General features: G+C 68.0%; 22 protein-coding genes. 13 read left to right on the forward strand and 9 right to left on the reverse strand.

Features of this window, described 5'->3' with window-relative positions:
• Positions 1-64 precede the first annotated feature (64 nt).
• The 3 genes from ABZ942_RS27220 to ABZ942_RS27230 are packed head-to-tail and all read left to right on the forward strand — an operon-like array spanning position 65 to position 1,693.
• Positions 65-319, forward strand: a complete 255-nt coding sequence (locus ABZ942_RS27220; RefSeq protein ID WP_357386864.1) for a hypothetical protein — start codon at positions 65-67, stop codon at positions 317-319.
• Positions 320-376: 57 nt separating this feature from the next.
• Positions 377-880: a GtrA family protein gene (locus ABZ942_RS27225; RefSeq protein ID WP_357386667.1), complete on the forward strand. Its 504-nt coding sequence runs from the start codon at positions 377-379 to the stop codon at positions 878-880.
• An 18-nt stretch (positions 881-898) separates the two neighbouring features.
• Positions 899-1,693, forward strand: a complete 795-nt coding sequence (locus ABZ942_RS27230) for a MerR family transcriptional regulator (protein WP_357386669.1) — start codon at positions 899-901, stop codon at positions 1,691-1,693.
• On the opposite strand, the gene ABZ942_RS27235 is transcribed toward ABZ942_RS27230, so the two are convergent.
• From ABZ942_RS27235 to ABZ942_RS27245, 3 genes are read right to left on the reverse strand one after another with little or no spacing between them, the layout of a single operon-like run.
• Positions 1,674-2,327, reverse strand: coding sequence for a Type 1 glutamine amidotransferase-like domain-containing protein (locus tag ABZ942_RS27235; RefSeq protein WP_357386671.1), 654 nt, complete (start codon positions 2,325-2,327; stop codon positions 1,674-1,676). The two genes, ABZ942_RS27230 and ABZ942_RS27235, sit on opposite strands and share 20 nt — an antisense overlap.
• A gap of 6 nt (positions 2,328-2,333) precedes the next feature.
• The gene (locus ABZ942_RS27240; protein WP_357386673.1) at positions 2,334-3,173 is read right to left on the reverse strand and encodes a maleylpyruvate isomerase family mycothiol-dependent enzyme; all 840 of its coding nucleotides are present in this window, start codon (positions 3,171-3,173) and stop codon (positions 2,334-2,336) included.
• Positions 3,170-3,661 (reverse strand): HIT family protein, encoded by a 492-nt coding sequence (locus ABZ942_RS27245; RefSeq protein WP_357386675.1) that lies wholly within the window; start codon positions 3,659-3,661, stop codon positions 3,170-3,172. Before ABZ942_RS27245 ends, ABZ942_RS27240 begins: the two co-directional genes overlap by 4 nt.
• 406 nt (positions 3,662-4,067) lie before the next feature.
• On the opposite strand from ABZ942_RS27245, the gene ABZ942_RS27250 reads away from it, so the two are divergent.
• From ABZ942_RS27250 to ABZ942_RS27265, 4 genes are all read left to right on the forward strand, one after another.
• Positions 4,068-5,219, forward strand: coding sequence for a Re/Si-specific NAD(P)(+) transhydrogenase subunit alpha (locus tag ABZ942_RS27250; RefSeq protein ID WP_357386677.1), 1,152 nt, complete (start codon positions 4,068-4,070; stop codon positions 5,217-5,219).
• On the forward strand, positions 5,219-5,533 hold the full coding sequence (locus ABZ942_RS27255) for an NAD(P) transhydrogenase subunit alpha (RefSeq protein ID WP_107654393.1): 315 nt from the start codon (positions 5,219-5,221) through the stop codon (positions 5,531-5,533). The genes ABZ942_RS27250 and ABZ942_RS27255 overlap by 1 nt, the downstream gene beginning before the upstream one ends.
• Complete coding sequence (locus ABZ942_RS27260) at positions 5,533-6,966, forward strand: NAD(P)(+) transhydrogenase (Re/Si-specific) subunit beta (RefSeq protein ID WP_357386680.1); 1,434 nt, start codon at positions 5,533-5,535, stop codon at positions 6,964-6,966. Before ABZ942_RS27255 ends, ABZ942_RS27260 begins: the two co-directional genes overlap by 1 nt.
• A gap of 132 nt (positions 6,967-7,098) precedes the next feature.
• Positions 7,099-8,226, forward strand: coding sequence for a DUF5925 domain-containing protein (locus tag ABZ942_RS27265; RefSeq protein ID WP_357386682.1), 1,128 nt, complete (start codon positions 7,099-7,101; stop codon positions 8,224-8,226).
• Here the strand turns inward: ABZ942_RS27265 and ABZ942_RS27270 are convergent.
• The gene (locus ABZ942_RS27270) at positions 8,204-9,448 is read right to left on the reverse strand and encodes an MFS transporter (RefSeq protein WP_357386684.1); all 1,245 of its coding nucleotides are present in this window, start codon (positions 9,446-9,448) and stop codon (positions 8,204-8,206) included. The two genes, ABZ942_RS27265 and ABZ942_RS27270, sit on opposite strands and share 23 nt — an antisense overlap.
• A 208-nt stretch (positions 9,449-9,656) precedes the next feature.
• On the reverse strand, positions 9,657-10,487 hold the full coding sequence (locus tag ABZ942_RS27275) for an NAD(P)H-binding protein (protein ID WP_357386686.1): 831 nt from the start codon (positions 10,485-10,487) through the stop codon (positions 9,657-9,659).
• Positions 10,488-10,568: 81 nt separating this feature from the next.
• On the opposite strand from ABZ942_RS27275, the gene ABZ942_RS27280 reads away from it, so the two are divergent.
• Together ABZ942_RS27280 and ABZ942_RS27285 are read left to right on the forward strand one after the other, a co-directional pair.
• Positions 10,569-11,522, forward strand: coding sequence for an AraC family transcriptional regulator (locus ABZ942_RS27280; protein WP_357386688.1), 954 nt, complete (start codon positions 10,569-10,571; stop codon positions 11,520-11,522).
• Between the two features lie 26 nt (positions 11,523-11,548).
• The gene (locus ABZ942_RS27285) at positions 11,549-11,941 is read left to right on the forward strand and encodes a thioesterase family protein (RefSeq protein ID WP_357386866.1); all 393 of its coding nucleotides are present in this window, start codon (positions 11,549-11,551) and stop codon (positions 11,939-11,941) included.
• 23 nt (positions 11,942-11,964) lie between these two features.
• Here ABZ942_RS27285 and ABZ942_RS27290 read toward each other — a convergent pair whose 3' ends face one another.
• From ABZ942_RS27290 to pdhA, 3 genes are read right to left on the reverse strand one after another with little or no spacing between them, the layout of a single operon-like run.
• Positions 11,965-13,464, reverse strand: coding sequence for a dihydrolipoamide acetyltransferase family protein (locus tag ABZ942_RS27290; protein WP_357386690.1), 1,500 nt, complete (start codon positions 13,462-13,464; stop codon positions 11,965-11,967).
• 30 nt (positions 13,465-13,494) lie between these two features.
• On the reverse strand, positions 13,495-14,478 hold the full coding sequence (locus ABZ942_RS27295; RefSeq protein WP_357386692.1) for an alpha-ketoacid dehydrogenase subunit beta: 984 nt from the start codon (positions 14,476-14,478) through the stop codon (positions 13,495-13,497).
• Positions 14,475-15,587, reverse strand: coding sequence for a pyruvate dehydrogenase (acetyl-transferring) E1 component subunit alpha (gene pdhA, locus ABZ942_RS27300; protein ID WP_357386694.1), 1,113 nt, complete (start codon positions 15,585-15,587; stop codon positions 14,475-14,477). Before pdhA ends, ABZ942_RS27295 begins: the two co-directional genes overlap by 4 nt.
• A gap of 135 nt (positions 15,588-15,722) precedes the next feature.
• On the opposite strand from pdhA, the gene ABZ942_RS27305 reads away from it, so the two are divergent.
• The 3 genes from ABZ942_RS27305 to ABZ942_RS27315 all read left to right on the forward strand — a co-directional run bounded on the left by ABZ942_RS27305 (position 15,723) and on the right by ABZ942_RS27315 (position 18,605).
• Positions 15,723-16,214 (forward strand): Lrp/AsnC family transcriptional regulator, encoded by a 492-nt coding sequence (locus ABZ942_RS27305; RefSeq protein ID WP_357386696.1) that lies wholly within the window; start codon positions 15,723-15,725, stop codon positions 16,212-16,214.
• 96 nt (positions 16,215-16,310) lie between these two features.
• Positions 16,311-17,117, forward strand: coding sequence for an SDR family oxidoreductase (locus ABZ942_RS27310; RefSeq protein WP_357386698.1), 807 nt, complete (start codon positions 16,311-16,313; stop codon positions 17,115-17,117).
• Between the two features lie 90 nt (positions 17,118-17,207).
• The gene (locus ABZ942_RS27315) at positions 17,208-18,605 is read left to right on the forward strand and encodes a nucleobase:cation symporter-2 family protein (RefSeq protein WP_357386701.1); all 1,398 of its coding nucleotides are present in this window, start codon (positions 17,208-17,210) and stop codon (positions 18,603-18,605) included.
• Between the two features lie 37 nt (positions 18,606-18,642).
• On the opposite strand, the gene ABZ942_RS27320 is transcribed toward ABZ942_RS27315, so the two are convergent.
• A complete protein-coding gene (locus ABZ942_RS27320; protein ID WP_357386703.1) occupies positions 18,643-19,875 on the reverse strand; it encodes a benzoate/H(+) symporter BenE family transporter in 1,233 nt (410 codons plus the stop codon).
• 250 nt (positions 19,876-20,125) lie between these two features.
• On the opposite strand from ABZ942_RS27320, the gene ABZ942_RS27325 reads away from it, so the two are divergent.
• The gene (locus ABZ942_RS27325) at positions 20,126-20,947 is read left to right on the forward strand and encodes a sulfurtransferase (RefSeq protein WP_357386868.1); all 822 of its coding nucleotides are present in this window, start codon (positions 20,126-20,128) and stop codon (positions 20,945-20,947) included.
• The last annotated feature ends 11 nt before the right edge of the window (positions 20,948-20,958 follow it).

Consider the following 20,958-nt stretch of genomic DNA (forward strand, 5'->3'; position numbering starts at 1 on the left):
ATGTCACCCGCCTCAGTGGTTTCGGTCGGGTTCGAGATAACAATGCGGAGAGGTGGTCGCCGTGATGTTCGTCGAAGGCGGCATCGACCAGGCGGCGCTACGCCGCATCCACGCCGGCGACCACACCGAATGGCTGACCGCCCTGGACCGCTCCGGCATCTTCGACAAGGAAACCCTCGCCGAGTTCACCGCCCAGTGGCACCGCAACCCGCGCGAACTACTGGAAACCCTGCTCACCGAGGCCGACGACGTCACCAAGCGTCGCTGCCTGACCGCGTGGTCCGCACTGGACCGCGGCGCGACGGCGCAGATCAGCTGACCAGCCAGTTCGCTGGTTGATCACTTTGCGGACACCTGGCGCTGGCAGGCTGGCTGCGTGCATGAGCTGGCGAAAACCACCGACACGGTCGCCGACCGGTTCACCCGATGGTGCGAGGCCGTGGTCGCGTGGCTGCCGTGGGGGCTGAATCGGCTTGTCGCCCCGACCTTCCTCGGCTTCGCGCTGATCAACAGCTTCACCTTCGGTGTCGACCTGCTGCTGCTCACCATTTTCCACGGCTGGTGGGGCCTGCCGGTATGGCTGTCGATCACCATCGCCTATATCTGCGCGTTCGGCCTCAGTTTCGTGCTCAACCGCACATTCAATTTCCACTCGCACGCGCCGGTCGGCAAGCAGGCCGCCGTGTACGGGGTGGTCGTCGCGATCAACTACGTCGCGTTCATCCTCGGCGTCGGCAGCGGCCTGACCGCGCTCGGTCTCGAATACCACCTGGCCAGGCTGCTGGCCGGCGGATGCGAGGCGGTCTACATGTACAGCGCGATGCGCTGGGTCGTCTTCCGCCGCGAGCCCGAGCCCGAACTTGCACCTCACGCGACGTGAGGTCCTAGCGTCGTAGGTGTGGCGAACACCAACGGGTACGTCAAGGTCGGCGAGCTGGCCACGGTCACCGGGCTGACCGTGCGCACCTTGCACTACTACGACGAGATCGGCCTGCTGTCGCCGTCCGGCCGCAGCGGCGCCGGGCATCGGTTGTATTCGACCGACGACGTGCAGCGGCTGTATCGGATCGGCCTGCTACGCAATCTCGGCCTGCGCCTGGACGAGGTGGCGGCGGCGCTCGACGATCCTGCCTGGGATCTGGCCGGTGTGATGAACCGGCACGTCGTCGACCTCGACCGCAGGCTCGCCGTCGGCCACCGCCTACGTCAGCGGCTGACCACGATGGCCGCCGCCGTCAACGACCACCGCAGCCTCGAAACCCGGGAACTGCTGGACACTTTGGAGGACATGGCCATGCTCGACACCAAAATTCAGCGGCGCATCCCGACGCTCGTCTACCGCGATATCGCCGCCGCGCACGCGTACCTGACCACCGTGTTCGGCATGGAACCCGGCCGGCTGTCCAAGGGCGAGGACGGCACGGTCCACCACGCGGAGGTCACCGCGGGCGACGGGGTGATCTGGCTGCACGCGGTCTCCGAGCAGTTCAAGTTGCAGTCGCCGATCACCCTGGGCGCCTGTACCGAGGGCATGTCGATCGTCGTCGAGGACGTGGACGCGCACTTCCGGCACGCGAAGGCGGCCGGCGCCGAGATCCTCTACGAGCCCACCGACCAGTTCTACGGCTATCGCGATTACAGCGCGCGCGACCTGGAGCAGCGGCTGTGGTCGTTCATGACCCCGCTCGACTGATCAGCGCATCGGTCCGGTCGCCGTCGACGATGATCGCGTCGTCGTCGGTGAGCGCCCAGTGCGCGATGCCTGCCGCGCGGTAGGACGCGGCGAGTTCGCCGCATTCGCCGGTCGGGTCGGTGGGGGAGTCGAGGTGCGGCACGATCCGGCGATCGACCAAACCCAGTCCGTCCCACTGTGGTTCGATGCCGCATGTCGGTGCGACCTCGGCGGGATCGTCCACCGATTCGATTCCGTGCAGATCGGGAGTCATTACGCAGGCGCCCGCGCTGTAACCCGCGTACACCATGGCGTCGGCGGCGAGCAGCTCGGGCAGCACGAGATCGGCACCGCTGCGGGCGAATTGGGCGCGCAGCACGAAGGTATTGCCGCCGCGCACCCAGACCATCGGGAAGTCCGCGAGCGTCCGCTCCAATTCCGCTGGGCTGCCGACGAAGTCGCGCAGGTCCACCGTCTCGGGCGCGTAGCCGAGCTTGCGCAGCGGCACCAGGTCACTGGTGACCGCCGCCGCCCAGGCCTGGGGCCAGGCATCACAAGCGTTGGGAATCAATGCAACCCGACCCGGTTCGCCGACCAAGGCCGCGAGGCGATCGTAGTGCGCCCCGAACCGGTAGCTGGACAGGAAGAGTCGCACCGGATCTCAGATGGTGAAGGCCAAGTTGCGAACCAGTCGCTGCCCGAGTTCCTCGTCACCGGTGATGGTGATCTCGTCCAGATGCTCGTCCGCGGCGGTGCGCCCGCCGCCGAGGCGAACGAAAAGCTCGGAGGGCAGCTGGATTTCGACATCTGCAGGCTCGTCGAACGAGTCCACGTAACCGGCCCGGCCTGCCACCTGGATGCGCAGTGTCCTGGCCAGCGCCCCGGTCAGCGTGCAGGTGATCCGCGAACCGTCCGGCGCCTCACCCTTTTTCACCAGCACGCGCGGCACACTGCCCAGGAACTCGGCGAATGCCAGCTCACCACGCGGGCCGCCCTCATCGACCTGAACACCGAGCGCGTCCGCGATATCGAGCTCATGCATCCAGCAGTCGAACAACCGCACCCGCATGAACCGCCCATAGCTGACCTGCCCGATCGGCGACTGAGTTTGCGCCTGCCACTCCGTATCACCCATGGCGGCAAGGGCTTTGCGCCTGCGGTCGACGATCTCGCCGAACACGGCGAGCAGCCGGACCCCGGACATCGGCCGCATCCGGTCCACCCAGATCTCGTTGAACACCGCGGTCTCGTTGCGAACGTGCGGCAGCGTGCTCACATCGGTCTTCACGGTGAGCGGGTCGTGCGGCGGCGGACGCTCGCCGAGCAGCCACGATTCGGTGCCGACGACATGGGCGACCACATCGAACACGGTCCAGCCCGGCAGTGAGGTCGGTGCGCGCCACTGGTTTTCGTCGATCTCGGCGACCAGCGCGGCGATCGCGTCCCACTGTTCGGACAGCCGGGCCGACAGCTCGGTGCGGTCCAGGGTCGGGTCGGTCATTGCTGCGCTCCTTCGTCGGGGCCTTCCATGCCCAGTTTTCCACTGTGGCCCGGCTTTTCGTCGCGTTCCAGCGCCGCGATCCCGCCTTGAATGGCGACCGCGGTGGACTGGGCGTCGTGCGGGCGGCGCAGCAGGAATCCGGTCGCGAAGCGAAACTTGTCGCCGTGCTTGCGCGGGATCACGTGCAAATGGACGTGCGGGACGGTCTGAAAGGCGGCGGTACCGTCGTTGAGCAGCAGGTTGGCGCCGTCGGCGGCGAGGGTGCTGCGCCGCACGGCCAGCGCGAGCCGATGCCCGGCGCGGAACACGTACGCGCCGAGTTCGGCGTCGAGATCCTCGAGCTCGGTGGCGTGTTGTTTCGGCACAACCAGCATGTGGCCGCGGGCGATCGGCCGGATATCGAGGAAGGCACAGAGGGTGTCGTCCTCGTACACCTTTGTTGCCGGGGCCTCGCCGGCCACGATGCGGCAGAAGACGCAGTCGGTCACAACGCAGGACCTTACGGCGTACGAGCGGTGCGGAACAGCCCCGCGCGCGAAACGCCCATGACGCACGTCACTATTCGCGCCCGCGACCACGCCCTGACCTGCTGTCGAACCTAAAGGTAAGCAATGGACCTGCGGGTTCGCTCTTGTCGCGGTCACCGGCAGCGACAAACATCAGTACCGGCGCTCGTCCGACCAGCGGCGAGCGCAGGAGGTAGCCACGATGTTCGCGACGACCTGGCGAATCCGGCAAAGCGGCGGAATCAGGCATGATCTTGTGACGGGCGTCTCAGCGGCCTGCATAAAACGGCAGGTACAGTTGCGAGGATTTGGCCGACCTTACTCAGAAGTAACATCGTCCGGTTGTCCATCTGAGGCCTGAAGCTCAGCACGAGAAGGAACTGACATAGTGGAGACAACGCAGAGCGTAGGCGACGAGTCGCCACGCGGCGCGCGTGTCGGAGTCGTTCGCGAGTCCAACGCGGGCGAACGACGTGTCGCATTGGTGCCGAAGATCATTCCGACCCTGCTGAAGCAGGGCGTGCAGGTGGTGATCGAGTCCGGAGCCGGGCTCGGCGCGCTCATTCCCGACAGCGCCTACGAAGCGGCGGGCGCGACGATCGGCGATCCGTGGTCGGCCGAGGTGGTCGTCAAGGTCGCCCCGCCCAGCGACGCCGAGGTGGCCAAGCTGTCCAGCGGGCAGACCCTGATCGGCTTCCTGGCCCCGCGCAACGCGGAAAACCAGATCGGCAAGCTGAAATCCGCTGGCGTGCAAGCGTTTGCGGTCGAAGCGATCCCGCGCATCTCGCGTGCCCAGGTGATGGACGCGCTGTCCTCACAGGCCAACGTCGCCGGGTACAAGGCCGTGCTGCTGGCCGCGTCGGAGTCGACCCGCTTCTTCCCGATGCTCACCACGGCGGCGGGCACGGTGAAGCCCGCGACCGTGCTGGTGCTCGGTGTCGGTGTCGCCGGTCTGCAGGCGCTGGCCACCGCCAAGCGCCTCGGCGGTCGCACCACGGGCTACGACGTGCGTCCCGAGGTCGCCGATCAGGTGCGCTCGGTCGGTGCGCAGTGGCTCGATCTCGGCATCGACGCCGCCGGTGAGGGCGGCTACGCCCGCGAGCTCACCGACGAGGAAAAGGCAAAGCAGCAACAGGCTTTGGAAGACGCGATCAAGGGCTTCGACGTGGTGATCACCACCGCGCTGGTGCCGGGCCGGCCCGCGCCGCGCCTGGTGACCGCCGCTGCGGTCGAGGGTATGAAGCCCGGCAGCGTGATCGTCGACCTGGCCGGGGAGACCGGCGGCAACTGCGAACTCACCGAACCCGGCGAGGTCGTGGTCAAGCACGAGGTCACCATCGCCTCGCCGCTGAACCTGCCCGCCACCATGCCGGAGCACGCCAGCGAGCTCTACTCGAAGAACATCTCGGCACTGCTGGAACTGATGCTGGTCGACGGGAAGATCGCCCCGGACTTCAGCGATCAGGTGCTCGCCGATTCCTGCGTGACACACGAGCGAGGCTTGCCGAGCGAGCCGACAAGCGGAAGCGTGGAAGCCTGATGTACACCGAACTTCTCGCGAACATCGCGATCCTGGTGCTGTCCGGGTTCGTCGGGTTCGCCGTCATCTCCAAGGTCCCCAACACCCTGCACACGCCACTCATGTCCGGTACCAACGCGATTCACGGCATCGTCGTGCTCGGCGCGCTGGTCACCCTCGGCAACGTGCAGGACCCGTCGATCCTGACCCAGATCATCCTGTTCGTCGCCGTCGTCTTCGGAACCCTCAATGTCATCGGTGGTTTCGTCGTGACCGACCGCATGCTCGGCATGTTCAAGGGCAAAAAAGCAGCCCCGGTGAAGGCGGAGAAGTGATGCATACCTTCGACAACGTTTCCTACCTGGTCAACGGCCTCTACATCGTCGCCTTCGGCATGTTCATCTACGGTCTGATGGGCCTGACCGGCCCGAAGACCGCGGTGCGCGGCAACCTGATCGCGGCGGTCGGCATGGTCATCGCCGTGGTCGCGACGCTGATCTCGGTGCGCCACACCAGCAACTGGATCCTGATCGTCGCCGGTCTGGTGGTCGGTGTCGCGCTCGGTGTGCCGCCGGCCAAGTTCACCAAGATGACCGCAATGCCGCAGCTGGTCGCCGCGTTCAACGGCGTCGGCGGTGGCACCGTCGCGCTCATCGCGTGGTCGGAATTCATCAACAGCCAAGGCTTTTCGCACTTCGACGAAGAGCCCACCGTGCACATCGTGGTCGGCTCGCTGTTCGCGGCGATCATCGGCTCGATCTCGTTCTGGGGCTCGCTGATCGCGTTCGGCAAGCTGCAGGAGATCCTGCCCGGCCGCCCGCTCGGCCTCGGCAAGCTGCAGCAGCCGCTGAATCTGCTGCTGCTGATCGGCGCGGTCGCCGCGGCGGTCGTGATCGGCATCGGCGCCACCAATGACGGTGTGTCCCAACTGTGGATGATCGCGGTGCTCGTGCTGGCCGGTGTGCTCGGTCTCGCGGTGGTGCTGCCGATCGGCGGCGCCGATATGCCCGTGGTCATCTCGCTGCTCAACGCGTTGACCGGATTGTCGGCCGCCGCAGCGGGTTTGGCGTTGAACAACACCGCGATGATCGTGGCGGGCATGATCGTCGGCGCGTCCGGCACCATCCTGACCAACCTGATGGCCAAGGCCATGAACCGCTCCATCCCGGCCATCGTGGCGGGCGGATTCGGTGGTGGCGGAACGGCTCCCGGCGCCAGCGGCGACGGCGAGGCCAAGCAGGCCAAGGCCACCTCCGCCGCGGACGCGGCGATCCAGATGGCCTACGCCAACCAGGTCATCGTGGTCCCCGGCTACGGTATGGCCGTCGCCCAGGCCCAGCACGCGGTCAAGGAGATGGCGGCACTGCTCGAAGCCAAGGGCGTCGAGGTCAAGTACGCCATCCACCCGGTCGCGGGTCGCATGCCCGGTCACATGAACGTGCTGCTGGCCGAGGCGGAGGTCTCCTATGACGCGCTCAAGGAGATGGACGACATCAACGGCGAGTTCTCCCGCACCGATGTCGCCCTGGTCATCGGCGCCAACGATGTCACCAACCCGGCCGCCCGCGAGGATGCCAGCAGCCCGATCTACGGCATGCCGGTCCTCAACGTCGACCAGGCCAAGAGCGTCATCGTGCTCAAGCGTTCGATGAACTCCGGCTTCGCCGGCATCGACAACCCGCTGTTCTACGCCGACCACACCTCCATGCTGTTCGGCGACGCGAAGAAGTCCGTCGGCGCGGTCACCGAGGAACTGAAGGCGCTGTAAACACCGGCACCAGCGCGCAATCGGCCCCCTGCTCACGGCGAGCAGGGGGCCGTTTGCCGCTAATTGGGTAGACACGGTGGTGCCGTAACCCCGATCATGCTCGGAGTGTCTGCACGTAATGAGCCTCTTCGGTTGATCGACCCGAGCGAGCCCTCGGCCGATCTCGCCGAGCGGCTGCCGTGGGCTGTCACCGTCGATTCCGCCTACTCCACCCGCGACGCGATCGACGCGCTCGCGGTGACGCCGTTCCTGCGCGGCGATCAACCCTGCGCGCACATCGCGCGGTTCGAACGGATCAACCCGGACGCGCTGCTCCGCCCCGAATACGGCCAGGTGGTGCGTTCGGTGCAGGAGGAGGACAGCACCGCGACCCTGGTGGTCGGCACCGGCTGGTCGTTGCGCGCCATCCGCTGGTCCGGCGGTTCGGCGATGGTCGAGGTGACCGCCGAGACCGACGAACTGGCCGCCACCGTGCTCGCCGAGTCGATCAAGGGCGCGGCCGCGCAGCCCGAAGTGGGCGAGACCATCGAGATGGGCTTCTGGCACATGAGCGGCCACGGCCCGCAGCGCCGGGGCCACACCATCTCGGCACCGGAGTGGCCGACGATCCGTGGCAACTACCCCGAGGATGTCGCGGGTGCGCTGGATCGGCTGATGGCGTTGACGGCGGCCGACGTGCGCGGCCGTCTCGTGCTGCTGCACGGCCCGCCCGGCACCGGAAAGACCACGGCGCTCAGGGCTCTCGCCCGCGCGTGGGCGCCGTGGTGCCAGTTCGATTGCGTGCTCGACCCCGAGGTGATGTTCGGCAAGCCCGGCTACCTGATGGATGTGGCGGCCGGCATCGACGGCGACGACGACACCAAGCGCTGGCGCATGCTGGTGCTGGAGGATTGCGACGAGCTGATCCGCGGCGAGGCGAAAGAGACGGCGGGCCAGGGCCTTTCGCGGCTGCTCAACCTGACCGACGGCATGCTCGGCCAGGGCAGGGACGTGCTGGTCGCGATCACCACCAACGAGGATCTGTCCCGGCTGCATCCCGCGGTCACCCGGCCGGGCCGCTGCCTGGCTCAGCTCGAGGTCGGTCGACTGTCGCCCGCCGAGTCGGCGGCTTGGCTTGCCAGGGAACGTCGTCCCGACACCCCGGCCGATGCCGCCTGCCCGGACGGCGCGACGTTGGCGGAACTGGTGGCGTTGCGCGACGGCGACACCAAAATCCAATCGATCAAGGCGGATCCGGTCAATCCGGGTCTGTACCTGTGACGCGGTCCGCAATCGGCGCGCGCCGGGATTCGGTGCTGGTCGGCGCGACGACCCCGGCGTAGCGGCAGCACACCAGCACCGCGATGAGCGGCACGGCGATCGCGGTGGTGAGCGGGACCACAGCGGTGAGCCAGCCGATCACCGCGGGTCCGGCCAGCAGGCCGAGGTAGCCGAAGCTGAAGACGCGCGACATGTCGGTCGCGGCCTTGTCGGTACCGAGATTGCCTGCGGCGGTGAAGATCTGGGGGATGCTGCCGGACAGGCCGAGGCCCGTCAAGGCCCAGCCGAGCAAGGTCAGTGGGATCCAAGGGGAGGCCAGGACCATGGTCAGTCCGAGCGCCGAGATCAGCATGCCGTAGCGGACGACGGCGACCCGGCCGAAGGCGCCGCTCACCCGGTCGGTGGCGAGGCGGCCCGCGGTCATCGCGACCGAGAAGGCGCCGAAAGCCAGTGCCGCGGTAGCCGCGTCGGCGTCGAGGTGCTCGCGCAGTTGCAGGGTGCTCCAGTCGGCGGCCACGCCCTCGGTGAGCAGCACCGCGAATGCGATCACGGCCAGCGCCAATACCTTTCGGCTGTGCGCGCGTCCGCTGGAGCCTTGCGGGACCGTAAGTCTCTGGTGTGGCTCCTCGGCTACCGGTGGTTGCGGATCGGTGTCGCGGAGCAGGCGCGGCAGGGCCGCGAAGGTCAACGCCATACCGGCGATCGCCGCCGATACCAGCGTTATTCGCAGATCCAGCCCGGCACGCAAGGTCGCGGCACCGAGCAGCGACCCGAGCAGTCCACCGCCGGAGAACAGCGCATGGAACGCCGCCATGATCGGACGGCCGTACGCCCGTTCCACATGCACCGCTTGGGTATTCATCGACACGTCCAGCGCGCCGTTGCCGAAACCGAAGCAGGCCAACGCGATCGCCAAGGTGACCGGGCCGGTAGCGAGGCCGGGCCCGATCACAGCCACCGACGCGATGACCGCGGCGGCGCCGACCAGCGTGCGACTGCCGAACCGATCGGCCAGCGGTCCGGCGATGCGCATGCCGACGATGCCCGCGCCGGCCATCAGCAGGATGAACATCCCGAGCGTCGACTTCGATACGCCGGTCCGATCGGTGATCGGCGGTATGTGCACGACCCACATCGCCAGCAGGAAGCCGTTCAGGCCGAACACCGTGAATACGGCGGCCCTGGCGACGCGGGTCGGTCGGTCAGCCGTCGGAGTCAACATCATCTCGACGGTACCGATGAGATTTCTGCGTGCGCCCCACCCCCTCGATGTCGGCACGAGACTGGCGCAACCTCGCGGGATCCGGGGCAGGACATCTTCGGCCTACCGGTCCGGAAGCCGGATCGCGCCAGTGCGGTCCGACTCCACGAGGTCGTCTGTACAGTCTCTGCTTGTCGTCTGCACAGTCTCTATTTATTTCAACCACGCACTAGCCCTGGATGTTCCAGATTCCCGTCGCGGCTGTCTCGCGGGCATATTCGGTGAAATCCTTTGGCTCCCGGCCCAACGCGCGCCGCACACCGTCGGCGGTCTTCGAATTCCGGCCGTCCAGGATCGTGCCGAACAGGTAGTCGAGCAGGCTCACCACATCGGCGGGCACCTGGTAATCGGTCAGTGCCGCAACGAAGTCCGTGCGCGAGACCGGAACGAAGGCGATCTCGCGCCCGGTCGCCTCGGCGATCTCCGCGACCGCCGCGGCGAAGGTCAGCGCGCGCGGTCCGGTCAACTCGTAGCGCTGGCCTTGGTGACCGTCCTCGGTGAGTGCGCGCACAGCGACGTCGGCGATGTCGTCGGCGTGCACGAACGGTTCCGGCACACCACCATTGGGCAGCGCGACCTCCCCGGCCAAGATGTAATCGGTGAACGCGCCCTCGCTGAAATTCTGCGCGAAGAAGCTGCACCGCACGATGGTCCAGTCGAGGCCGGATTCCTGCACGATCTCCTCGCATTCGACCGCCTCCGGCTCGCCGCGACCGGACAGCAGCACCAGCTTGCGCAGGCCGCTCTGCTTCGCGGCGGCGGCGAACGCGCGCAGGGTCTCCGGGGCTCCCGGCACCGCGAGATCGGGCTGGTACGCGACGTAGGCGGCGTGCACGCCCGCCAGCGCCGCCGGCCAGGTGTCGCGGTCGTCCCAGCTGAACGGGATCTCCGCTGAGCGCGAGCCGATTCGGATCGGCCGGCCCGCCTGCTCGAGCCGGGCGGCGACTCGGCTGCCGGTCTTGCCGGTCCCGCCGGTGACGAGGATGAGGTTGTTTGTCATGGTTCGAGTACATCGGCAGGGGCCTGGACGAGACATAGTTCAGCAGCTCATAACCATGCGTGATCGTCTACTGTGGGAGGCGTGGATGCGCTCGCCAGTCTGCTCGAAGGTCCACGTGCCCGCGGCGCGTTCGTGATGTGCTCGTTGCTGAAGCCGCCGTGGTCGCTGCGCATCCAGGACGAGGCGTCGCTCGCCGTGGTGTCGATGGTGCGCGGCGGCGCCTGGATCATGATGGGCGACAACGCGCCGCGACAATTGTGCGAAGGCGATGTCGCGATCTTCCGCGGACCCGATTACTACACGCTCGCCGACGACCCGGCCACCGCGCCGGACATCGTCATCCACCCGGGCAATGTGACGAAGACACTCGACGGCGAAGTCCTCTGCGAGACACTGAGTCTCGGCGTGCGCCAGTGGGGGACCGATGCCGACGGCGCCACCATGATGGTGACCGGAACCTACGAGTCGGCCGGCGCGGCCAGCCAGCGTCTGCTGCGCGCTCTGCCGCCGGTCATCGTGCTGCAGCGCGGCGACTTCGACACCCGGCTGCTCGACATCCTGGTCGACGAGGCGGTCAAGGAGGAGCCGGCCCAGGGCGTCGTGCTGGACCGGCTGCTGGACATGGTGCTGATCGCCGCCCTGCGCGCCTGGTTCGCGCGCAACGACGCGCCCGCCTGGTATCACGCCTACAGCGACCCGTTGGTCGGTAAGGCGCTGCGACTGCTGCAACACAATCCGGCGCACGGCTGGACGGTGGCCGGCCTGGCCGAGGCGGTCGGGGTGTCCAGGGCCGCGCTGGCCCGCCGCTTCACCGACCTGGTCGGCGAGCCGCCGATGTCCTTCCTCACCGAATGGCGCCTCGCGCTGGCCGCGGATCTGCTGGCCGAATCCGACGCCACCATCGAAGCCATCGCCCGCCAGGTCGGCTACGGCAGCGCCTTCGCCCTGAGCACCGCCTTCAAACGCCACTTCGGCGTCAGCCCGCGCGACCACCGCCAGGGCGCCACCCCCGCTGAGCTATCGTCGGCCGGGTGACGCAGCAGTATCCGGTGCTCTGGCCGATGCCCACCCGCTGGGCGGACAACGACCACTACGGGCACGTGAACAACGTGACGTACTACTCGTACTTCGACACCGCGGTCAACGCGTGGCTGATGCACGCCACCGGCACCGACATTCGCGAGCTGCCCGCGCTCGGTGTGGTCGCACAGACCTCCTGCCAGTACGTCGGCTCGCTCAGCTTCCCCGACCAGCTGCAGGTCGGCCTGCGTGTCTCCCGCCTGGGCCGCTCCAGCATCACCTACGACCTCGCCATCTTCCGGGACGCCGACGGCGAGCTCGAACTCGCCGCCACCGGCATTTTCGTACACGTCTACGTCGACGCCGAAACCCGCAAGCCCGTAGAGATTCCAGCCGTCATCCGCACCGCCGCCACCACCCTCGTCACCGACTGAGGGCGGCTGTGTGGGTAGCGGGCCTAGATTCGGCTGAGCAGGGTTAGCGGGTCTTCGAGGAGGCTTGCGGTGGTGGCGAGGAAGCGGGAGGCGAGTTCGCCGTCGATCATGCGGTGGTCGAAGCTGATGCCGAGGGTGGTGACCCAGCGGATGGCGAGTTCGTCGCGGAAGACCCACGGGCGCTTGCGGATCGAGCCGAGGCACAGGATGGCCGCCTCGCCGGGGTTCACCAGCGGTACGCCGGTGTCGACGCCGAAGACGCCGACGTTGGTGATGGTGAAGGTGCCGCCGCGCAGGTCGGTGGGGCTGGCGCCGCCGGAGCGCGCGGTCTCGGCCAGCCAGCCGATCTCTCGGGTCAGGTCGCGCAGGTTCAGGGTCTGCGCCTCCTTGATGTTCGGCACCAGCAGGCCGCGGTCGGTGGCCACGGCTACGCCGAGGTTGACGTAATGCTTGGTGACGATCTCCTGATTCGCCTCGTCCCAGCAGACGTTGATCTCCGGGAATTCGGCCAGTGCCGCAAGCACTGATCGCGCCACCAGTGCGAGCGGGGTAAGGGTCAGTCCGGCAAAGGATTTGGTGCTGCGCAGGTGGTCGAGCAGCTCCATCGACGCGGTGCAATCGAGGGTGACGAAGGTGCTCGCCTGCGGGATGGTGCGGGCACTGGCCAGCATGGCGGCCGCGGTGCGTTTGCGGATGCCGCTGATGGGTGTGCGAACCTCGCGGGCGGGTGGGCGGATCACGCCGCCGTCGGGATCGGCGACGGCCGGGGCGGTCGCCGCCTGCGTGGCCTGCGGTTGACCGGCCAGGGTGCGCGGTTGTGAGACCGGGACCGCGCCGCGCACGTCCTCGACGGTGACCGCGCCGTCCGGACCGGAGCCCGCGACGAACCACAGATCGATGCCCAGCTCACGGGCGAGCCTGCGGGCGGCGGGTGTGGCGGCCGCTCTTGTGGTGGTCAGTGGTGGTCTGGTGTTGCGTGAGAAGGGTCCTGCGGCTTCCTCTTCGGGAATCGCGATGACAGGTGAAATCGCTTGCGCAGCAGATGCTTCAGTCTGCTCCGCACCGGCGTCCGATCCCGCAGCGGGCCCCGAATCCGCTTCCGTAGCAACAGATGTGGCGGCAACGGGCCTGCGTCGCCGCGACACCGCTTCACCCTCCGGCCCGTAACCGACCAACACCGCGGTGCGCCCCGCACCGGGCGCATCGCTCGACACCTCGGCACCGTTCGTCGCACTCTCCTGCCCGGTCGGCGCCTCATCGCTCTGCACCCGAATCAACGGCGCCCCGACCAGCACCGTCTCTCCGGGCTGCGCGAGCAACTCCACCACCTGCCCGGCGAACGGCGACGGCAACGCCACCACCGCCTTCGCCGTCTCGACCTCGGCGATCGTCTGATTCAGTTCCACCGCATCGCCGACGCTGACCGACCAGGACACCAACTCGGCGTCGGCCAGCCCCTCACCCAGGTCGGGGAGCCGGAATTCCAGGACGTTGCCCCGCTCCGGCTCGGCACGTTCTTCCACGTTGGCACCTCTCACTACGGCGGACCGGCGTCAGGCGGCGAGTGTTCGATCGACCGCGGCCAGGATGCGGTCGGGGTCGGGCAGGTGGAACTTTTCGAGCTTAGCGGGGGGATAGGGGATGTCGAATCCGCCGACGCGCAGCACCGGCGCCTCCAGGTGGTAGAAGCAGCGTTCGGTGATTCGCGCGGCGATTTCCGCGCCGAGACCGGCGAACACGGGCGCCTCGTGGGTGACGATCAGCCTGCCGGTCTTGGCGACCGACTCCTCGATGGTGTCGAAGTCGATCGGCGAGAGACTGCGCAGATCGATCACCTCGAGCGAATGCCCTTCTTCTGCCGCGATTTTCGCGGCTGACAGCGCGGTGGCCACGGTGCCGCCATAGGCGACCACGGTGGCGTCGGCGCCGACGGTGCATACCCTGGCCCGGTCGAGCGGCAGCCCACCGTCGCGGTCGAGTGCGAGGAAGTCGAGATCGGCCTTGTCCCAGTAGCGCCGCTTGGGTTCGAAGAAGATCACCGGATCGTCCAGCGCGATCGCCTGGCGGATCATCAGATACGCGTCGGCGGGATTGCTCGGCGTCATCACGCGCAGCCCGGCGGTGTGCGCGAAATAGGCTTCCGGCGATTCGGAATGGTGTTCCACCGAGCCGATCCCGCCGCCGAACGGAATGCGAATCGTGATGGGCGCGTTCACCTTTCCCTGCGTCCGGTAATGGATTTTGGCCACGTGCGAAACGATCTGATCGAAGGCGGGATAGACGAATCCGTCGAACTGGATCTCACACACCGGCCGGTATCCGCGCAGCGCCATGCCGAAAGCCGTTCCCACGATGCCGGATTCGGCGAGCGGGGTGTCGATGACGCGGTTGTTGCCGAAGTCCTTCTGCAGCGTGTCGGTGACCCGGAAGACGCCGCCGAGGCGACCGATGTCCTCGCCCATGAGAATGACCTTGGGGTCGTCCTCCAGCGCGCGGCGCAGTCCGGTGTTCAGCGCTGCGGCGAAAGTGGTGATCATGAAGGGACTCCTTCCGGTCGCGCGGCCGCCTCGCTGGGATCGCCAGCCAGGTATTCCGCGTACTCCCGTCGCTCTTCGGTGATGAGCGCGTGCGGGGTGGTGTAGACGTGGTCGAACAATTCCATCGGTTCGGGGTTCGGCATCTCGATGGTGGAGGTGCGCACCTGGCGGGCGACCTCGTCGGCGTGCTCGGCGACCTGACGCTCGAAGGCATAGTCGGACAGCGATTCCCGTTCCAGCAGCCGGCGCAGCCGGTCGATCGGGTCGCGGCGGGCCCACTCCTCGGTCTCCGCGGACGAGCGGTAGCGGGTGGGATCGTCGGCGGTGGTGTGCGGGCCCATCCGGTAGGTGAGCGCCTCGATGAACGACGGTCCGCCGCCGGAGCGGGCGCGCGCCACCGCCTGCCGCGTCACGGCGAGTACCGCGAGCGCGTCGTTGCCGTCGACCTGCACGCCGGGGATGCCGTAGCCGTAGGCCCTGCGCACGATCGGAGTCTGGCTCTGCACCCGGACCGGTTCGCTGATCGCCCAGTGATTGTTCTGGCACAGGAACACCACCGGCGCGCTCCAACTCGCCGCGAAGCCGAGCGCCTCGGCGATATCGCCCTGACTGCTCGCGCCGTCGCCGAAGTAGGCGATGGTCGCGATCTCGGCGCCGTCCAGGTGCGCGGCGTAGGCGTAGCCGGTCGCGTGCAGGCCCTGCGAGCCGACGATGATGTTCGGGTTGGTCATGTTGACCGCGTTCGGGTCCCAGCAGGAGTGTGCGACACCACGCCACAGCCGGGTGATCTCGGTGGGATGTACCCCGCGGCAGTACGCGACGGCTGCCTCGCGATAGCTGCAGAACACGTAGTCATCCGGATGTAGGGCGTGCGCGGAACCGACCTGGGTGGCCTCCTGCCCCAGTAGCGGGGCCCATAGCCCGAGTTGGCCCTGTCGTTGCAGGGCGGTCGCCTCGGTGTCGATCCGCCGGGTGACGACCATGTCCTCGTAGAGGGCGCGTAGCTGCTCGGGCCCGACGTCGGCGACCAGCGCGGCGTGCTCTCGATCGAGGACACGGCGACCGTCGGGCTGGACCAATTGAACCGGATACTCGACCTTGTCTGGCATCGGTAGCCGCCTCCTCACCATTCCGGTGTGCTCTACCTCACAGCATCCACGATAATGCGATCTGCGCAAGTGATAGACACGCGAATGTGCAGAATGCTCAATTCTGACCCCGGGCCTAATGTCATACTGCGTCGCATGACCAGAGAAACCGTCGACGTGACATTGGACGCCACCGACGCCAGGCTCTTGCTGGAACTGGTCGCCAATCCGAGAGCCACCGGCGTGGAGCTGGCCGCCCGGCTCGGGCTGTCCCGCAACACCGTGCAGGCTCGGCTGTCGCGCTGGGAGGCGGGCGGCGTGCTCGGCAGTTTCGAGCGCCGGGTGCAGCCGCGCGCGCTCGGCTATCCGCTGGCCGCGTTCGTTGCGGTGGTCGTCGACCAGCACCAATTGGATTCTGTCGTAGACGAACTCGCCGAGGTGCCGGAGGTGACCGAGGTGTGCGGCATGACCGGACTCACCGATCTGACGGTCCGCGTGGTCGCCAGGGACGCCGACGACCTATATCGAATTGCCGGGCAGATACTGAAGATTCCCGGCGTCGAGCGCACCAACATGGCGCTGGTGATGCGCGAACTGGTCGGCCCGCGCACCGCGCCGCTGCTGAATCGACTGTCGCGCGGTAACTGACCGATATTTGCCCGCGAAATCTCTTGACCTCGAACCCGATAGATCGGTTGTCGAATTCATAGCGGCAGGCCCGTGCGGCCCCACTAGGGTGCGGGAATGGAGATTTCGGGCAAGGTTGCGATCGTCACGGGGGCCGGCGCGGGCATCGGAGCGGCGTTGGCCCGCAGGCTGGTTGCCGACGGTGCGCGGGTGGTGCTGGCCGACCTCGACGCCGACGGAGCGAACCGCGTCGCCGAATCTCTGGGTGCCGCCGCGGTCGGGGTCGGCGGCGATGTCTCGGACGAGCGGGTGATCCGCGTACTGATCGATCGCGCCGAGGCCGAATTCGGGCCGGTGGACCTGTATTTCGCGAATGCGGGCATCGGTGGCGGCGCCGGGCTCGACAGCACCGATGCGCAGTGGGCGGCGGCGCTGGACGTCAATGTGCTCGCCCACGTTCGCGCGGCACGGCTGCTGGTGCCTGATTGGCTGGCACGCGGGTCGGGCTATTTCGTGTCGACCGCGTCGGCGGCGGGCCTGCTCACCCAGCTCGGGTCCGCGCCCTACGCGGTCTCCAAGCATGCCGCCGTCGGATTCGCCGAGTGGCTGTCGGTTACATACGGGGACAAGGGCATTCGAGTGAGTTGTCTCTGCCCGATGGGGGTGGACACCCAACTGCTGCATACCGGCCTGGTCCCGCCGGAGCACGCCGCCGAGGCCGAACTCGCGGTGAAGGCCGTGAAGACGGCGGGCGCGGTGCTGTCCCCGGACCAGGTGGCCGAGGTCGTTGCCGCCGGTGTCGAAGCCGAGCACTTCCTGATCCTGCCGCATCCGGAGGTACTGAAGATGTACCGCTACAAGGGCACGGACTATGACCGCTGGCTCGACGGCATGCGCCGCTTCCAGGCCGCCCTGCAAGGCTGAGTGCAGGAGATATAGAGGTGTGATGTCACGCGGGGGAAACATTGCGGGCGCTCGATGTAAAGAAGACCGACTAGTTCTGTAGGCATGGTAGTGACAGCGCATTCAGTCGATACCCGGTTGCCCTTCGGGCGGCAGCTCACCTTCGGCATCCAGCACGTGCTGATCATGTACACCGGGTGCATCACGGTGCCACTGGTGTTCGGCGCGGCCGCGGGCCTCGATCGGGCCACCATCGCCCTGCTGATCAGCGCGGACCTGCTGATCGCCGGGGTGATCACGCTGGTGCAGAGCCTGGGGGTGGCCAAGCTCGCGGGTGCGCGGCTGCCGATCATCTGCGGGGCCACCTTCATCGGACTCGATCCGATGATCATGATCGCGAAGGAGTACGGGCTGCCCGCGGTCTACGGGTCGATGATGATCGGCGGTGTCGTCGGCGTCGCGCTGGCCTGGCCGTTCGCCCGCCTGGTTCGTTTCTTTCCGCCGCTGGTCACCGGGACCGTGCTCACCGTGGTCGGCGTCTCGCTGATCGGAGTGGCGGGCGGGCTGATCATCGGCACCGACCCGAAAGCGCCCACCTTCGCCGCGCCGTCCCATATCGCGCTCGCCGGGGTGGTCTTCCTGATCGCCGTCGGATTCCTCTGTGTCGGTCGCGGCATGGTCGCTCAGCTCGGCGTGCTGATCGGACTGGTGGTCGGCATTGTCGTCGCGATCCCGATGGGTCTGATCGACACCGACGGCATCGCCGGGACCGACTGGGTCGGCCTGCCCAAGCCGTTCCACTTCGGCGCGCCGGAGTTCCCGATCACCGGGGTGGTCGCGATGAGCGTGGTGATGGCGGTGGTGTTCGCCGAGTCGACGGCGAGCATGCTGGCGATCAGCGAGATCACCGGAAAGCCCATCGGCAAGGGCGATTTGGCGCGTGGACTGGTCGGTGACGGGCTCTCCGGCGTGCTCGGCGGGATGTTCACCGCGTTCATCGACACGATCTTCAACCAGAACGTCGGCGCCGTCGCCGCCACCCAGGTCTTCAGCCGCTACGTCACCGCGACCAGCGGCGTCATCCTGGTGCTGCTCGGGGTGGTGCCTCGGTTCGGCGCGATCGTCGCGGCGGTCCCGGCGCCGGTGGTCGGCGGCGTCGGGCTGGTGCTGTTCGCCACGATCGCCGTCGTCGGCGTCGACACCCTGCGCAAAGCGGACCTCGGCGACCGGGTCAACGCCACCATCGTCGCCACCGCCGTCGGCGTCGGCCTGCTGCCGGTGATGGCGAAGGACATGTTCGTCCACTTCCCGTCCTCGGCGCAGATCCTGCTCAACAGCGGGATAACCCTGGGCGCGACAACAGCTTTCACCCTCAACCTGCTCTTCAACCACACCAGACTGAGCGCGCTTGCCCGAGGCGGCGCCACTCCGAAAACGGCGGAGCAGCCGGTCGCCGCCGAACCAAAAGAACACCGCGACACGGCAACTCCGCACCCCGCGCCGGCCTGACCGCGAGTATTCGTGGCCTGGTGAGCGGCCGCGCCGGTCAATCGCGGTGTGTCAGTACCTTGCGGACTACCAGCCCCGCGATGAGGGCCCAGAAGGCGGCGCCGATGCCGAGAAAACCGACACCTGATGCGGCGATCAGGAAGGTGACGATGCCTGCTTCGCGGTGCTTCTCGGAGCTGAGCGCACCGGTCAACGCCGCCGCCAGTGTGGCCAGAAGAGCAAGGCCCGCAACGGTTTCCAGGATGCCTCTGGGGGCGGTGGCGATGAAGGTGACCAGGGCCGCCGAGCCGAGGGCGAGCACCAGGTAGCCGATGCCGGAGGTGAAGGTGGCGATCCAGCGCTTCTTCGGGTCGGGGTGGGCCGAGGGAGCCGCCGAGAGGGCGGCGCTGATCGCGGCGAGGTTGATGGCGTGGCCGCCTGCGGGAGCGCCGAGGATGGTGCCGATGCCGGTGACCGTCATCGCCGCCCGCCACGGCACTTGGTAGCCGAAGGATTTCATGACCGCGGTGCCCGGAATGTTCTGCGACGCCATGGTGACGATGTAGAGCGGTATCGCGACGCCGATGATCGCCTGCCAATTCCAGTGCGGCACTGTCAGTTCCACCGACGGCACCATCGCGGCGAAGTCGAGGCGCCGGTGCTGCACGGCGATACTGATCCCCGAGCCGACCGCCGCCGTGCCGAAGGCCGCGATCACCGCCCAGCGCTTGGCCACCCGCTGCAGCACCAGCCACACCAGGACCACCGGAATCACCACCGCCGGACTGGACTGGACCGCCTTCACCGGCGCCAGGCACAGCGGCAGCAGCACGCCGGCCAGCATGGCCTGCGCGATCTCCACCGGAATCGCGGCGACCAGGTTGCCGAGCCGCTGCCACAGGCCGGTGATCACGATCAACACCCCGGCGATCGCGAACGCGCCGACCGCGGCCGGCCAGCCGCCGACCACCGCGCCGGTGCTCGCCAGCAGCGCGGCGCCGGGCGTCGACCAGGCCAGCGTGATCGGCATCCGATACCGGTAGCTGAGCAACAGCATGCCGAGCGCCTGCGTCACGCACACCGCGAGCAGCCCCGAGGCCGCCTGCGCCGCGTTCGCGCCGACCGCGGTGAGTCCGCTGAGCACCACGGCGAACGCGCTGGTGAAACCGACCAGCGCGGTGACAACGCCCGCGCCCAATGGTTGCGCGAGGCCGACCTTGGCGGCAACGGTGGCATCCGGCCCGTTGACCAGCTCGGGAGGCGCCGCGGTGGGCGGGGAAACGTTCGACATTGTGGCGATCCTGCCCGCAACTGGACTGGTCCGTCACGGGCCAGTCGGCCGAAACTGGACCGAATTGCCGAACCGTGCGACCAGTGCGGCATACGGTGACAGGCACCCGCCGGTCCGCGATGCGCCGATTGCCCTTACCGGCGAGTAGCGCTGGGGTGCAGCCACATTGCCCTGTTCAGATGCGTAGTCTGGTGGGTATTCGGTGCGCGAAGGTGCGATTACTGGACTAGGAGCTGGGTTGAGCGCGGTACTGATCTCGCCGGTGGAGCTTCGGGAAGCGTTGTCGGACAAGCAGGTTCGCCTGCTGGACGTCCGATGGGCGCTGGGTGACCCGGACGGGCCGCAACACTATCTGGACGGCCACATCCCAGGCGCGGTGTTCGTCGACATGGAGACCGAGCTGGCCGCGCCGCCGTCGCCCGCGCGCGGCAGGCACCCGCTGCCGGACATCGCACAGCTGGAGAAGTGCGCCCGCAGCTGGGGCATCCGCAATGGTGATTCGGTGGTCGTCTACGACGCGACCGGCGGCATGGCGGCCGCCCGCGCCTGGTGGCTGCTGCGCTGGGCCGGCATCGCCGACGTGCGCATCCTCGACGGCGGACTGCCCGGCTGGACAAACGCGGGCGGCGAACTCGCCACCGGCACCGAGCCCGATCCGGAACCAGGCGACGTCGCACTGAGCCCCGGCCACCTGCAGGTCATCGACGCCGACGCGGCCGCCCGCTGGCGCGGCGTGCTGCTCGACGCCCGCGCCGGCGAACGCTACCGCGGCGAGATCGAGCCGATCGATCCGCGCGCGGGCCACATCCCCGGCGCGATCAGTGCCCCCACCGCCGAAAACCTGGACGCCAACGGACGTTTCCGCGCCCCGGCCGAATTACGCGACCGGTTCGCCGGCTTCACCGCGGAACCGGTCGCGGTCTACTGCGGCTCCGGCGTTACCGCGGCCCACCAGGTTGCGGCCCTCGCCGTCGTCGGTATCGACGCGGCGTTGTACCCGGGTTCCTGGTCCCAGTGGTCGAACGACCCGAAGCGGCCGGTCGCGACCGGGAGCTCATCGCAGCACCGATAGCGGACGTTCTG

Origin of the sequence: Nocardia sp. NPDC046473 (assembly GCF_040645995.1) — a bacterium.
Lineage (GTDB): Bacteria > Actinomycetota > Actinomycetes > Mycobacteriales > Mycobacteriaceae > Nocardia.

Excerpts from the sequence above, each read along its gene's own strand:
- ABZ942_RS27220 (WP_357386864.1), top strand. The coding sequence starts at position 65 with ATGTTCGTCGAAGGCGGCATCGACCAGGCGGCGCTACGCCGCATCCAC.
- ABZ942_RS27240 (WP_357386673.1), bottom strand. The coding sequence starts at position 3,173 with ATGACCGACCCGACCCTGGACCGCACCGAGCTGTCGGCCCGGCTGTCC.
- ABZ942_RS27255 (WP_107654393.1), top strand. The coding sequence starts at position 5,219 with ATGTACACCGAACTTCTCGCGAACATCGCGATCCTGGTGCTGTCCGGG.
- ABZ942_RS27260 (WP_357386680.1), top strand. The coding sequence starts at position 5,533 with ATGCATACCTTCGACAACGTTTCCTACCTGGTCAACGGCCTCTACATC.
- ABZ942_RS27270 (WP_357386684.1), bottom strand. The coding sequence starts at position 9,448 with ATGTTGACTCCGACGGCTGACCGACCGACCCGCGTCGCCAGGGCCGCC.
- ABZ942_RS27275 (WP_357386686.1), bottom strand. The coding sequence starts at position 10,487 with ATGACAAACAACCTCATCCTCGTCACCGGCGGGACCGGCAAGACCGGC.
- ABZ942_RS27285 (WP_357386866.1), top strand. The coding sequence starts at position 11,549 with ATGCCCACCCGCTGGGCGGACAACGACCACTACGGGCACGTGAACAAC.
- ABZ942_RS27295 (WP_357386692.1), bottom strand. The coding sequence starts at position 14,478 with ATGATCACCACTTTCGCCGCAGCGCTGAACACCGGACTGCGCCGCGCG.
- pdhA (WP_357386694.1), bottom strand. The coding sequence starts at position 15,587 with ATGCCAGACAAGGTCGAGTATCCGGTTCAATTGGTCCAGCCCGACGGT.
- ABZ942_RS27305 (WP_357386696.1), top strand. The coding sequence starts at position 15,723 with ATGACCAGAGAAACCGTCGACGTGACATTGGACGCCACCGACGCCAGG.
- ABZ942_RS27310 (WP_357386698.1), top strand. The coding sequence starts at position 16,311 with ATGGAGATTTCGGGCAAGGTTGCGATCGTCACGGGGGCCGGCGCGGGC.
- ABZ942_RS27320 (WP_357386703.1), bottom strand. The coding sequence starts at position 19,875 with ATGTCGAACGTTTCCCCGCCCACCGCGGCGCCTCCCGAGCTGGTCAAC.